This is a genomic window from Chloroflexota bacterium (genome assembly GCA_023475225.1).
Taxonomy (GTDB): Bacteria; Chloroflexota; UBA6077; order FW602-bin22; family JAMCVK01; genus JAMCVK01.
The window spans coordinates 36,605-49,165 of the sequence record JAMCVK010000045.1 but is presented as its reverse complement, the minus strand read 5'-3'; the positions used below and the strand labels follow the sequence as shown (position 1 = coordinate 49,165).

The 12,561-nt window shown below is 53.0% G+C and carries 12 protein-coding genes; 5 read left to right on the top strand and 7 right to left on the bottom strand.

Features of this window, described 5'->3' with window-relative positions:
- Nucleotides 1-182 precede the first annotated feature (182 nt).
- Complete coding sequence (gene lsrF / locus M1136_11660; protein ID MCL5076279.1) at nt 183-986, top strand: 3-hydroxy-5-phosphonooxypentane-2,4-dione thiolase; 804 nt, start codon at nt 183-185, stop codon at nt 984-986.
- A 95-nt stretch (nt 987-1,081) separates the two neighbouring features.
- A complete protein-coding gene (locus M1136_11655; protein MCL5076278.1) occupies nt 1,082-2,110 on the top strand; it encodes a zinc-dependent dehydrogenase in 1,029 nt (342 codons plus the stop codon).
- 171 nt (nt 2,111-2,281) lie between these two features.
- Here the strand turns inward: M1136_11655 and M1136_11650 are convergent, their stop codons facing one another.
- Nucleotides 2,282-2,902, bottom strand: a complete 621-nt coding sequence (locus M1136_11650) for a class II aldolase/adducin family protein (GenBank protein MCL5076277.1) — start codon at nt 2,900-2,902, stop codon at nt 2,282-2,284.
- Nucleotides 2,903-2,939: 37 nt separating this feature from the next.
- Nucleotides 2,940-3,818, bottom strand: coding sequence for an MTAP family purine nucleoside phosphorylase (locus M1136_11645; GenBank protein ID MCL5076276.1), 879 nt, complete (start codon nt 3,816-3,818; stop codon nt 2,940-2,942).
- A 205-nt stretch (nt 3,819-4,023) separates the two neighbouring features.
- Between M1136_11645 and M1136_11640 the strand changes: the two genes are divergently transcribed.
- Together M1136_11640 and M1136_11635 are read left to right on the top strand one after the other, a co-directional pair.
- Nucleotides 4,024-5,232, top strand: coding sequence for an alanine--glyoxylate aminotransferase family protein (locus M1136_11640; protein MCL5076275.1), 1,209 nt, complete (start codon nt 4,024-4,026; stop codon nt 5,230-5,232).
- 111 nt (nt 5,233-5,343) lie between these two features.
- Nucleotides 5,344-5,757, top strand: coding sequence for a hypothetical protein (locus M1136_11635; GenBank protein MCL5076274.1), 414 nt, complete (start codon nt 5,344-5,346; stop codon nt 5,755-5,757).
- A gap of 50 nt (nt 5,758-5,807) precedes the next feature.
- On the opposite strand, the gene M1136_11630 is transcribed toward M1136_11635, so the two are convergent.
- Nucleotides 5,808-5,954 (bottom strand): DUF5679 domain-containing protein, encoded by a 147-nt coding sequence (locus M1136_11630; GenBank protein ID MCL5076273.1) that lies wholly within the window; start codon nt 5,952-5,954, stop codon nt 5,808-5,810.
- Between the two features lie 267 nt (nt 5,955-6,221).
- Complete coding sequence (locus M1136_11625; protein MCL5076272.1) at nt 6,222-6,518, bottom strand: zinc-ribbon domain containing protein; 297 nt, start codon at nt 6,516-6,518, stop codon at nt 6,222-6,224.
- Nucleotides 6,519-6,787: 269 nt separating this feature from the next.
- On the opposite strand from M1136_11625, the gene M1136_11620 reads away from it, so the two are divergent.
- Nucleotides 6,788-8,053, top strand: a complete 1,266-nt coding sequence (locus M1136_11620) for an insulinase family protein (GenBank protein ID MCL5076271.1) — start codon at nt 6,788-6,790, stop codon at nt 8,051-8,053.
- A 58-nt stretch (nt 8,054-8,111) separates the two neighbouring features.
- Here M1136_11620 and mutM read toward each other — a convergent pair whose 3' ends face one another.
- Genes mutM through rimI form a run of 3 tightly spaced genes read right to left on the bottom strand, consistent with a single transcriptional unit; the run spans nt 8,112 to nt 12,560 of the window.
- Nucleotides 8,112-8,978 (bottom strand): DNA-formamidopyrimidine glycosylase, encoded by an 867-nt coding sequence (gene mutM / locus M1136_11615; protein MCL5076270.1) that lies wholly within the window; start codon nt 8,976-8,978, stop codon nt 8,112-8,114.
- The gene (gene polA, locus M1136_11610) at nt 8,971-11,859 is read right to left on the bottom strand and encodes a DNA polymerase I (GenBank protein MCL5076269.1); all 2,889 of its coding nucleotides are present in this window, start codon (nt 11,857-11,859) and stop codon (nt 8,971-8,973) included. Before polA ends, mutM begins: the two co-directional genes overlap by 8 nt.
- A complete protein-coding gene (gene rimI / locus M1136_11605) occupies nt 11,856-12,560 on the bottom strand; it encodes a ribosomal protein S18-alanine N-acetyltransferase (GenBank protein ID MCL5076268.1) in 705 nt (234 codons plus the stop codon). Before rimI ends, polA begins: the two co-directional genes overlap by 4 nt.
- Between the last annotated feature and the right edge of the window lies 1 nt (nt 12,561).

The following is a 12,561-nucleotide window of genomic DNA, read 5'->3' as shown; positions in this document are numbered from 1 at the left end:
AGGCCACCGATCGCTACTCCACAGTCGTTGTCCTTGGAGGCTGTGTCGAATTGACAGTGGATATCGCACGCTTTAGAATGACCGCGTAATCGAAAGCAAGGGAAAAGCAAATTCCATCTCGAATTCTCATCTCGCCTATTAAGACGACGGTAAACTGCGAATCATGGAGGGGGGGACGTAGCATGGACTGGGGGATGGAAAACCGCCTGGCACGAGTGATCCAACCCGATGGACACTGTCTTTTCATGCCTATTGATCACGGCTACTTTCAAGGCCCTACCACCAAGCTGGAGGAGCCGGGCAAAACTGTTGAGCCATTGCTCCCTTATTGTGATGCCATCTTTGTTACCAGAGGAGTGCTTCGCTCAGCCATAAATCCCAAGATAAGCACACCGATCATTCTCAGGGTATCTGGTGGTACTAGCATCGTTGGGAAAGACCTGGCCAACGAAGGGATAACCACATCCATAGAAGAGGCTATTCGCCTCAATGTGGCGGCAGTAGGCATCTCCATCTTCGTTGGCAGCGAGTACGAGCGTGAATCCCTGTTGAACCTGGTAAGGCTGGTTGACGAAGGCGAAAGATATGGCATCCCGGTGATGGCGGTTACCGCCGTGGGTAAAGAGCTGGAGCGGCGGGAGGCCCGCTACCTGGCCCTGTGCTGCCGCATCGCTGCCGAATTGGGAGCACGGGTGGTAAAAACCTACTGGTGTGAGAATTTTGAGAAGGTTACCAGGGGTTGTCCGGTTCCCGTGGTTATGGCCGGTGGGCCTAAAGTGGACACAGAGCTTGAGGTTCTGGAGTTTGTGCATGATGGTATGCAAAAGGGTGCAGTTGGTGTGAATCTGGGGAGGAATGTCTGGCAGAATGAGTATCCTGTGGCCATGGTCAGGGCCTTGCGCGCCATTATTCACGAAAACGCCACACCAAAAGAGGCCTTTGATCTTTACAATAGCCTGAAAAGTGAGCTGGTGGCGGCGAGATAGCCAGGGTAAGGGCCAGCTTTGGTGGGAATAAACGACGCACTCTGGGAGGACTCGGGGCAGGGAAAACGATAACTAGTTTTTTGGGAGGCGATACTATGCGCGTTGCCATGTATTACAACAACCGCGATGTGCGGCTGGAGGAGATGCCCATCCCCAAGATTGGACCTGGCGAGTTATTGGTGCGGGTGGAGGCCAGCGGAATCTGCGGCAGCGACGTGATGGAGTGGTATCGCCTCCACAGGGTGCCCCTGGTGCTGGGACATGAGATCGCCGGGGTGGTGGCAGCGATAGGCGATGGAGTGCAACAGTACAAGGTGGGTGATCGCATCTCCGCCTCTCATCATGTCCCTTGCAACACCTGCCGTTACTGCCTGAGCGGTCATCATACTGCCTGCGATACCCTTCGCCGCACAAATTTTGATCCCGGTGGCTTTGCCGAGTACCTCCGTCTGCCGGGCATCAACGTGGACCGGGGGGTGTATCGACTGCCTGACGAGGTATCTTTTGAAGAGGCGACCTTCATCGAGCCGTTGGCCTGTATCCTGCGGGGGCAAAGGGTAGCGCGTTTGCAGCCGGCCTCAAGCGTGCTCGTTCTCGGCAGCGGGATTGCGGGGCTGCTTCACATACACCTGGCCCGTGCTCTGGGGGCAGGACGCGTGGTGGCGACAGATATCATTGACTACCGGCTGGAAATGGCCCAACAGTTTGGGGCTGACGCCGTAATTCAGGCCGAAGATGATGTGCCGGCCCGCCTACGCCAAATAAACGACGGCTGGCTGGCCGACCTGGTGATAGTGTGCACAGGGGCCACAGCGGCTATGGCCCAGGCACTGCAATCGGTGGAACGTGGGGGCACTATCCTCTTCTTCGCCCCGACCGACAAGGGCGTCACCATCCCCCTTTCGGTAAATGACCTCTTTTGGCGTAACGACATCACCCTCACTACCTCTTACGCTGGCAGCCCCGCCGACCACGTGGCGGCGCTAGAACTGATCCGCTCACGGCGAGTTCAAGTGCGGGAGATGATCACTCATCGACTAAGCCTTGCGGAAACGGGACTTGGCTTCAAATTAGTTGCCGAGGCACAGAATTCGATGAAGGTGATCATCGAGCCTCAGCGGTAGTGGCAATGCGGCCTGCTTCATTCTGGTCCATAAGTTTGGGCGAACGATAATCGGACCGCAAGGCGATCAGTATCGTCTCCATTTGACCCTGGCCAATGTGGGCAATAGCACCAACGATTATATCGTGGGTGGCGACTTTATCAGTCGAGGATGAGTAAAGACAGCCGTTTGCTACTCCACAGCCATCATCCCTGCTGGGATCAGAGAGGCGATGAACGCAATATGGGCTGAACTCTCGACTAAGTCGGCCAGGTGGTAGGCCATGGTCAGGTCGGTGCCCATAGTGAGGATGCCATGCTTCTTCATAAGTAGGGCTCGCAGGCCACCATACTTTTGCACGGCCTCGATGACCAGTTCCCTCAGTTGAGTAGATCCAGCTGGGGCGTAGTCAATGCAGGGCACCAGCTTTAGGGCTCCCTGCGCCGAGCTGGTTACCAAAGGGAGTTCAGTACCACGCAAGGAGTAAGCAGTCGCATGGGGCGGGTGAAGATGGATTACTGCGCCTACATCCGGTCGTAAACGATAAATCGCCGCGTGGAAAGCCGTCTCCATTGATGGTCTTGATTGACCTTTTTGTTCGGCTGGATTGCCATCCAAATCAACGGTTATGATGTTATCGGTAGTCATATCACCAAGCGACACACCGCTTGCCGTGATGAGAAGCTGAGCCGTACCTGGAATACGTACACTGACATTGCCACCTGTGCCTGTAACTAGTCCGCGCTCGTAGGCGCGACGTGCGATGCGCGCTAACTCATCTTTTTGTGCTTCAATAAGGCTAGTCTCAGCCATAAATGTTCCTCCGGTATTTATTGATCTTGTCTGTTAGTCACATAGCTATGCCACGGCGGTACTCAGCCGGGCGAGCCTGTCTATACTGCAAGCAGCCGCATTCGTCAGACAGGGGTATCTGCTTCATTGCTCGTAGGACTAAGCGGGCCATGTCTGCTTTATGATGTAAGCGGACCTGGTCTAATTCCTTACTCTCCCATTCCTCGGAGATCCCCTCAGCGAAGTTGACGGTGAGATAGGCGGCTGCATAACATGCCCCGATCTCCCGAGCCAGATATACTTCTGGGACCATGCTTTGGCCGAGGACGTCGCAGCCTACCTGTTTGAAGAAGCGCACCTCGGCTGGTGACTCAAAGCGCGGTCCCTCGAATATACCCATGAGTCCCCGCTTGTACACGCGGCCGAAGCCAAGCCTTGCGGCCGCATCTTCCAGGGCGTCAGCGATCTGGGGACAGATAGCCTGCTTCAGTCTTATCAAATATTGAAAACGCGTGGTCCCCAGACTGGTAGGGCGGCGCTTAGTGAAGTCGAAGAAATCGGTGGGGATTACCAGATCTCCCGGATAAATGAACTCATTAACGGAGCCGGCAGCGCCCTCTACGATGATCTTCTTCACGCCAGCCTGTTGTAGTACCCAAAAGACCTGTTCGGAGGAGCGGTCAGCGATGGGATCGATGCCGACCTTCCATCCATGAGAGGCCACGGATAGGAATGACCTTTTTATCCCATCCACCGTGTAGCGGGCATCGATCTCGAGCAGTTGAAATTTTGCGCTTTGGCCATAGGGGGTCTCAAAGACTAAATCATCCTGGAGGACGTGTATTCCTTCTTCCTGGGCCTCAGCAGGGAAGTCACAGGCCCAGGTGCCGGTGCCTCGAATAAGGGCAAAGTTCGCCGCTGGAATCGTGTTGCTCATCAACTTACTCCTCGTAGACTTCGTCCGTATTGCCAACCTGTCGGGCTGTATGCTAGAATGCACGTGTCTGGATTATAGTCTTGGTCGGTCAACATGTCAACGCAAATCCGGCCGCTGATTCTACTGCTCTCTCGATCACTTCAGGGCATGTCTCTCCATTGGACGCCCTTCAATAAATCTTCGGTGAATACAGGAGGCGCACAGGATGACGAAGACCTACGCAGAACTGAATCCATCCCCCAGGGTGTTACTGGGGCCTGGCCCGAGCAATCCTCATCCTCGAGTGCTACGGGCAATGTCTTCCCCGGTTGTTGGGCATCTAGACCCAGATTTCCTAAAGGTGATGAGCGATACCAAAGAGCTGCTCCAGTATGTCTTTCAGACGTCAAATGATTTGACCTTTCCCATCTCCGGAACAGGTAGTGCTGGTATGGAGGCGGCCCTCGCCAATCTGATTGAGCCAGGCGATGGGATATTAGTCCTCGTGAATGGCTTTTTCGGCGGGCGGATGTGTGAGATGGTGGAGCGATATGGGGGCGAGTTGATTCGAGTCGATATACCTTGGGGGCGGATCATCGAACTGGATGATGTGGAGCGGGTTCTGAAAGCGAACAAGGTAAAGGTGGTTGCTTTGGTTCATGCTGAGACCTCTACGGGAGTCCTACAGCCCTTGGAGGGGATTAGTCGCCTTGTCCATGGATACGGTGCCCTTTTACTGGTTGATGCCGTCACATCGCTTGGTGGTTGTCCTCTTAAGACCGATGAGTGGGGATTAGATGCTTGCTACAGCGGTAGTCAGAAATGTTTGGGTTGCCCCCCAGGATTGGCGCCAATTACGTTTGGGCCACGAGCTATAAGCGCCTTAAAGGATAGAAGGAATAAGGTTGCTAACTGGTACTTGGATCTCTCGCTTGTGCAGCTGTATTGGGGTCCAGAGCGAACCTACCATCATACGGCTCCCATTTCGATGAACTATGCTCTGCGGGAAGCCTTACGCATCGTATATGAGGAGGGGCTTGAGGCGCGTTTTAAGAGGCATCAGCTGAACCAGCAAGCCCTATTGGCTGGATTGCTGGCTATGGAATTACAACCCTTTGCCCAGGAGGGGCACCGACTCTGGACATTAACTACTGTGCGCGTCCCCGAGGGCATAGATGATGCCAGAGTGCGTGGCCGGCTACTTACAGAGTTCATGATCGAGATCGGGGGTGGGTTGGGCCCCACAAAAGGGCAAATATGGCGCATTGGACTTATGGGCTATTCCTCCAGCAAGAATAATGTGTTGTTGTTCCTAGGTGCCTTGGAGCAGGTATTAGCCAGCGAAGGCTTTGGTCTTCCTGCTGGGGCAGGAGTAGCAGCAGCTAATCAGGTGTACTGTGAAGCCCGGGGGATAGCGATGACGGCGGGCGTCTGACGGTTAGCCGCTTGGCGTGTTCGATGTAAGGAAGCGGGAAAAATATATCGCCATTAGTGAGATATGCCGCGCGCCGGCTGGGTACGCTAGCGTTGGGGTGAGGCGCGAGGTATGCGCAAGCGGTACGAGCGTGAAATAGAAGAGATACTTAGTAAGATACCGGATTTCTTGCCTGCGGAACCGCGCCGGCAGCGGATAAGAAGGGTGCTGCGGCGTCTCCTTAGTCGTGCCCAGGTGGCCCTGATAAAGGCGAAGAACTCACCAACCTCGCTACTGATAGGTAGCTTTGGTTTCGCTTTGCTTGGTTACATCTTGCGCCATTTGGCGCCTTCGCTTGCCTTCTACAGCGGGCTGTTCAGCCTGCTCCTTTTCTTGACCGCTATAATCGCCACGCTTATCTGGCAACGGCCACATTATGAGCAACGCTGGCGCGGAAGAGTAATCGAATGGCCTAAGCAGGTCAGCTGGTGGAAACGGTTTTGGCGGGAATTGCGGACAAAAATCCACTACTGGACTCGGAAATAACCGAGCCCTTAATTTTGTAAGGGCTATTGCTTAAATGGTGCTGTGATACGCTATTTCTTAGTTGCGCCGATCCTATATACCTTTGTCCCACAGTCGGGGCATGTACCTACCGTCGCCGGGCGACCCGTCTTCATGGTTATGGGCTTGGGGTCCTTGATCGTCTTGGTTGCTCGGCATTTGACACAGTAGGCTTCCATCGGCCTTCCTCCCTAACATTTTTTATTTCCAGTGTCGCAGCAAGCCTGGCCACGGCTGCGACCACCCGCACTCAATAATACCACGTCTGCAAGGATAATGCTACTGTGTGTGCTCTTGCTCAGAGAGACGGTCTATAGAGATGTTAGATTAGAAATGAAGAGGAACTGGGGATGCTATCCCCCAGTTCCTATCTGAGTGTCTACAGTCTTTGTCTCTTGGCGCTGCCCCCTGTCTTAGTGGTTTCCCTAGTCTTTCGAGCCGTCCGCTCAGCTGCCGCTGGATGAGGCGCGAATCTTGTCATAGCAGGCGCTGCAGTAGACTGGCCGATCGTTCCTAGGGATGAAGGGTACTGTCGTTGAGGTGCCACACTCGGCGCAGATGACAGAATGCATCACGCGCGAGGCGGAACCTGAGCGTTCACGTCGCCTAGAGGCTCTACAGGCCGGACAACGTTGAGGCTCATTCAAGAGTCCCTTCTGCTGGTAGAACTCCTGCTCGCCGGATGTGAAGACGAAGGTAACGCCACACTCCCGGCAAGTTAGGGTCTTGTCCTTGAACTCCACCTTTTGACCTCCTTATGTATTATTGGGTCACTGTTTGGTCGGGCCCAGCGCCATTCGTTGTACTACCGTAGAGCATTCGCGTAACCGTGTATGTATCTTGCGCAAGTGACCACATGGACCGAAACGTGTACCACCGGGCGGTAGTATACAACAGGAAATAGCGAAATACAAGTGTTTTCACGAGAAGTTGACACTTCTGGGAAATCGAATATAATGCTGCCCTAGTGGGCTTTGTCCTAAGAGGAATGAAGATGGAGGGATGAGACCAGTTGTACCAGAAAAGTATTCTTATTAATGGCCTGCGCATAATTACAGATGAGATACCACATGCACATTCGGTAAGCGTGCTCCTTTTTATCAACGTTGGCTCTCGCAATGAGCTTAAGGAGTCGAGCGGCATCTCACACTTCGTTGAGCATATGCTCTTCAAGGGTACAGAACGGAGGCCAACCCCTAAGGATGTTTCCGGGGCTATCGAAAGTGTGGGAGGATTATTGAATGCTGAAGCCGGAAAGGAGCTGACAGTCTATTGGGCCAAGGTGGTGCGCTCTCATTTGCCCTTGGCCTTAGATGTGCTGGCCGATATTATTCGCCATTCTCGTTTTGATCCGCTAGAGATAGAAAAGGAACGAAGGGTCATTACAGAAGAGCTAAATATGCTTTTTGATACGCCTTACGAATGGGTGGATATCCTTTTCGATGAAATTCTCTGGGGAGATCAGCCTCTGGGACGCAATATAGCTGGTACTAAGCAAACGGTGGCTACTCTGACACGGGAGACTCTCCTTACATATATGGAGCAGCATTACAGCCCTAGCTCAGCCGTAGTTAGCATCGTTGGGGCTATAGACCACCAAGAGGTGGTTGATAGAGTAGCCAGCCTCCTCAGTGATTGGGAACCCGGGCCTAATCCATCGTGTTCTCCCGTGCTCCTTGAGATGAGAGGTCCGCTGGTTCATGCCCAATCGAAAAGGACGGAGCAGGCTCATCTTTGTCTTGGAACGCGAGGCCTGTCCTATGCTCATCCCGATCGTTTCACTTTAGGTCTCTTGAACGTTTTGTTAGGAGAGGGAATGAGCTCACGCTTGTTCCAGGAGATTCGGGAGAAGCGTGGATTGGCCTACGACGTCCACTCCTATGTTCACCATTATCGAGACGCGGGCTGTGTAGGCGTCTATGCCGGAGTTGACCCGAAGCGCATAGAAGCGGCTGTTGAGGCGATCATGACAGAGATCAAGAAGATTGCTCGGGATGGTGTAGCGGAGGAAGAATTGCGCACGGCCAAGGAGTTCTGGAAAGGCCGTATGTTACTAGGAATGGAAGATACCCGCAGTCTGGCGGCCTGGATTGGATCTCAAGAGATCCTTCTTGGGCGTATCTTAACGCTGAACGATGTTATAGGCATTATTGACTCTACGACGACTACTGATATCCAGCGTGTCGCCCATCGAATCTTTGACGAGCAAGAATTCAGATTAGCTGTGGTTGGGCCATTTGGCCCCCATATAGAACAACGCCTCCAGCGTTTACTCTAAGTCTGCGCCAATGCTCGATCACAAAAAATGACCGACTGGCACATTCCCTCAAGATGATTTAAGGCAGGTTTGTGGCCCGATCGTCCCTAAGAGGAGATTCACTGTGATATGGCTGGCATTGGGGGCAAAAGTGGGCGTTGCGTCCGCCGATCTTGAGGCGTTGGATGGGGGTTTGGCAATGGTGACATGGTTGCGCTAAGCGGCGATAAACATATAGGTTGAACTGATGAGCCCCTGGCTGTCCGGAGGCGTCGCGATAGGCGCTAAAGGTAGTGCCTCGATCCTCGATACCGCTTCGTAACACGGTGCGAATCGCTTGATACAGCTGTGCTATCTCCGCCTCAGTCAGCGTCGCAGCACGTCGTAGGGGGTGAATTCGAGCCAGAAACAGCGCTTCATCGGCGTAGATATTACCTAACCCGGCGATGAATCGCTGATCCAGGAGAAGGGGCTTGATCCTACCTGGATGCGTCCTTAAACGTTGATTGAAGGCGTCAAGGGTGAACCCATTTTCCAATGGCTCAGGGCCCAGTTCGGAGAGGATGCCCTGGTATTCTGCTTCTCTCACCAGGAAGAGGCGACCAAACTTGCGTAAGTCAACAAAGCGCAGTTCCTGGCCGTCGTCGAGATGAAGAATGAGGCGAGTATGTTCCTCCACCGGGTCCTGTTGGGATCGCAATAACAATCGTCCAGTCATCCTGAGATGAACGAGCAGGTAATCTCCATCGGATAAATCAAAGATGATGAACTTGCCCCGCCGTCTGAGGCCGCCGATTTTCGGATTGGTTATCTGGTGTTGGAACTCATCTACAGTGGGGATGGCGATGGAGCCAGGCCAGCATATGGTAACGGAGGTGATTCGTTGACCGTTCAATTTTTGAGCTAGGTCTCGAGTAATGGTTTCGACTTCGGGAAGTTCAGGCATCGTCCATCATGTCTATTCTACCCATCTCGTCCCAATTAGGACCAACTTTAAGTTCAACCTCCACGGGTACGGAGAGGGGTAAGGCATTCTCCATCATGCTTTTGACGGTATGTTTCATCTCATCTAACTCCTCAAGAGGGATCTCAAAGAGGAGCTCATCATGAACCTGGAGAATCATCCGGCTTTTTAGCCGGCGTTGGGATATGGTTTGATCCAGTCTGATCATAGCTATTTTGATGATATCAGCAGCAGTGCCCTGTATGGGCATGTTGATCGCCTCACGTTCGGCGGCCATCTTTATACCTCGATGCGCAGCCCTGATCTCTGGCAGGTAGCGACGGCGGCCAAGAAGCGTGGTGACGTATCCTTTCTCCTCCGCCCATCGCTTTGTCCTCTCCACATAGCGGCTCACACCATTATATTTCTCTATATAGTTGCTTATATACTGAGCGGCCTGTGGTCGGGGGATTCCAGCACTGGCCGATAGCCCGTAGTCGCTAATGCCATAGATAATGCCAAAGTTAACGATCTTAGCCAATCGACGCATCTCCGGAGTAACCCTCTCCAGGGGAACGTCGAAGATCTCCGCAGCAGTGGCGGCGTGAATATCCTCTTTTGCGGCGAAGGCAGCCAATAGGCGCTGGTCCTGACATATGTGGGCGAGGATACGCAACTCGATCTGGGAGTAGTCTGCGGAGAGCAGAACGTGATTCGGCTTGTCGGCGATGAAGGCGCGTCGAACCCGTCGGCCCACTTCCGTCCGAATAGGGATATTTTGCAAGTTGGGATCGCTGGAGCTGAGCCGTCCCGTCGTTGTAGCCGTTTGATTAAATGAAGTGTGGAGGCGCCCTGTCCTGGGATGAATAAGAAGCGGCAGGGCATCAACATAAGTGGATTTCATCTTCATCATTTCTCTATATTCGATGATGAGATCGATGATGGGATGGACATTCTGCAGCTCCTTAAGAGCATCAGCGTGGGTGCTATAGCCCGTTTTCGTACGACGTGTCGCCGGTAATTTCAACTCCTCGTAAAGGACGCTTCCCAGCTGTTGAGTGCTGTTGATATTAAAGCGGTGACCGGCTTCCTGGTAGATCCTCATCTCCAGCTCAGCGAGCTTATCGTGGAGCTCTCGTGAGATCTGTTTGAGGAAGGGGATGTCGATAGCCACGCCGTGCTGTTCCATCCTGGCTAAGACCGGCACGAGTGGTATCTCTACCGTGGCAAACAACTCCCACAGGTCGGCCTCGCGCAGCTCTGGGGCTAAGGTCTGCGTCAAGCGGTAGGTCACAGCGGCGTCAGCGCAAGCGTATGAGGCTGCGATCTCCAGTGGGACATCGGCCATAGAAATCTGGGTCTTCCCCCCGCCGATGATCGCCCTGATGGGAGTCATCTCCAGTTCTAATTTCCCCCAGGCTAGATCCTTAAGATTGAGGGTTCGTCGCGAGGGATCTAGAAGGTAAGCGGCGACCATCGTATCGAACGCTAATCCCTGTATCTCTAGGCCATGGTGGGAAAGCACGATTAAATCGTACTTTCCATTATGGGCATATTTAGCTATGGAAGGATCCTCAAGGATGGGGCGCAATTTCCTGAGAACTAACTCTATTGGTAGCTGGGCTGGTTGCTCCTTATAGGTTTCTAGGCTGGGACGGTGTCCTACCGGAATATAGTAAGCGCCCCCCGGCTCAAGGGCGATAGCGATTCCCACGATGTCTGCCCGCATAGCATCCTTAGCGCTTGTTTCCAGGTCAATGGCCAAGCCAATCGAATTCGTTAAGCGGCCGATCAGGTTTTGGAGTAATTCTGAGCTATTGATGACTTGATATTTACCCTGTTCTACAGGCTGTTTGACGGCTAATGGGCTAAGGGCGAAGGGTGAAATTAACGGCTTTACCCTTGCTTCAAATCGCTCATCAACCAGCTCATCAAAAAGGGTGAGCTGTACAACGGATGAGTCCTTGACCCCTTCTCTTAAGGGAGTGGTAGTAGTGGCTTTGGTCATCTCTTCGTCCTCTGGTTCAGTGGGTAGCTTTGAGGCCAGGGTGCGAAACTCCAGTTCGCGCAGGAACTTCATCGCTTGGGCTCGATCATACTTACCTCTGCGGCAGGTGGAGAGGTCAAGTTGAATGGGAATTGTGGTGACGATTAAGGCCAGTTGCTTGCTGATATACGCTAGCTCCTTATGCTCTTCGAGTCTGGCGCGGAGTTTTGGCTCGATTTGATCGAGGTGAGCATAGATACCATCAAGATCGCCAAATTGGTTCAGCAGCTTGGCCGCTGTCTTTTCACCGACGCCTGGTACTCCAGGGATGTTGTCCGAAGGATCGCCCTTGAGAGACTTAAAATCGGGCAATTGTTGGGGTTTTAATCCATATTTCTGGTGTACGGCCTCCTCATCATACAAGGCGATATCGGAGAAAGCCCTTTTCGATGTTAATACCCGGATTTTAGGCCCAACTAACTGTAGGGCGTCGGTATCGCCGGTGACGATTACTGTATCTATATCCTGTTGGCTCGCTTGTCTAGCCAGGGTACCTAAGACGTCATCTGCCTCATACCCTTCCACCTCGAACATAGGGATGTTAAGTAGAGATACCAGCTGGTGAACACGATCAAATTGGTCGAAGAGTCCTTCTGGAGCTGGGGGACGCTGTGCCTTGTAACCCTCGAACTGGCGATGACGAAACGTTGGAGCGGCTTTATCAAAGGCGACGGCCACATATGCTGGCTTCAGTTCCGCCATAACTTTAAGAAGCATGGAGGCGAAGCCGTAAATAGCGTTGACCAGTTCGCCCTTGCTGGTTGTAAGAGGAGGTAAGGCGTGGAAAGCACGGTGAAAAAGGGCGTTTCCATCAACCAGGACTAGTGTTTCTTTCATTTGCCTACCATACTACGTTTCTGTCCCCACTCTGCCCAGGTGGTTTCACCGAGAGAGGCCAATTTCTGGTTGAGCTCTCTCTTCAAAACGGCGATCCTGTCCTGGAAGGTGGGCGAATCGAACGGTGGACTGGTCATAATTAGGGCATCCTCTCCATTATCGGTGTAATAATGACGGCGTAGGCCCTCTTCAGTCAGTCCATATTTCTTGTACAGTTGTTGAGCAGCAGTGTTTGATATTCTGACTTCAAGGGTCAATCTTTTGGCGCCTTCTGCTATAGCCAGGTCAATCAGACTAACGAACAGCAGCTCGCCTACTCCTCGCCGCTTTAGCTCTGGCCTAACAGCTATGGTCGTAACATGGGCCTCGTCAACCATGAGCCAGAATCCAGCATAACCGACGATGGTGGGTTCAGGGCCTGCGGCAGGTGGCCCAAACTCTTGTAGTTGCAAAAAACGACGAACGGCTTGCTTTAGGGATGAGGCTATGCCTGTCGATTGAGGGGATGGGGGTGTCGATTCCTCCGGCGTTTCACTGGGTTCTATATCGAGTCGTTTGGCCACGATATAGTGGGCAAGGCGGTTCTCCCTCAATTCGCGTCCATAGGCGTGTGCTGGCCAGGGAGAGCTAAACGTCTGTTTTTCGATTTGCCCGATTTCTGGTACGTCGCCTAATTCCATAGTCCGGATAACAATGCGCATC

Excerpts from the sequence above, each read along its gene's own strand:
- lsrF (MCL5076279.1), top strand. The coding sequence starts at position 183 with ATGGACTGGGGGATGGAAAACCGCCTGGCACGAGTGATCCAACCCGAT.
- M1136_11655 (MCL5076278.1), top strand. The coding sequence starts at position 1,082 with ATGCGCGTTGCCATGTATTACAACAACCGCGATGTGCGGCTGGAGGAG.
- M1136_11650 (MCL5076277.1), bottom strand. The coding sequence starts at position 2,902 with ATGGCTGAGACTAGCCTTATTGAAGCACAAAAAGATGAGTTAGCGCGC.
- M1136_11645 (MCL5076276.1), bottom strand. The coding sequence starts at position 3,818 with ATGAGCAACACGATTCCAGCGGCGAACTTTGCCCTTATTCGAGGCACC.
- M1136_11640 (MCL5076275.1), top strand. The coding sequence starts at position 4,024 with ATGACGAAGACCTACGCAGAACTGAATCCATCCCCCAGGGTGTTACTG.
- M1136_11635 (MCL5076274.1), top strand. The coding sequence starts at position 5,344 with ATGCGCAAGCGGTACGAGCGTGAAATAGAAGAGATACTTAGTAAGATA.
- M1136_11630 (MCL5076273.1), bottom strand. The coding sequence starts at position 5,954 with ATGGAAGCCTACTGTGTCAAATGCCGAGCAACCAAGACGATCAAGGAC.
- mutM (MCL5076270.1), bottom strand. The coding sequence starts at position 8,978 with ATGCCTGAACTTCCCGAAGTCGAAACCATTACTCGAGACCTAGCTCAA.
- polA (MCL5076269.1), bottom strand. The coding sequence starts at position 11,859 with ATGAAAGAAACACTAGTCCTGGTTGATGGAAACGCCCTTTTTCACCGT.
- rimI (MCL5076268.1), bottom strand. The coding sequence starts at position 12,560 with ATGCGCATTGTTATCCGGACTATGGAATTAGGCGACGTACCAGAAATC.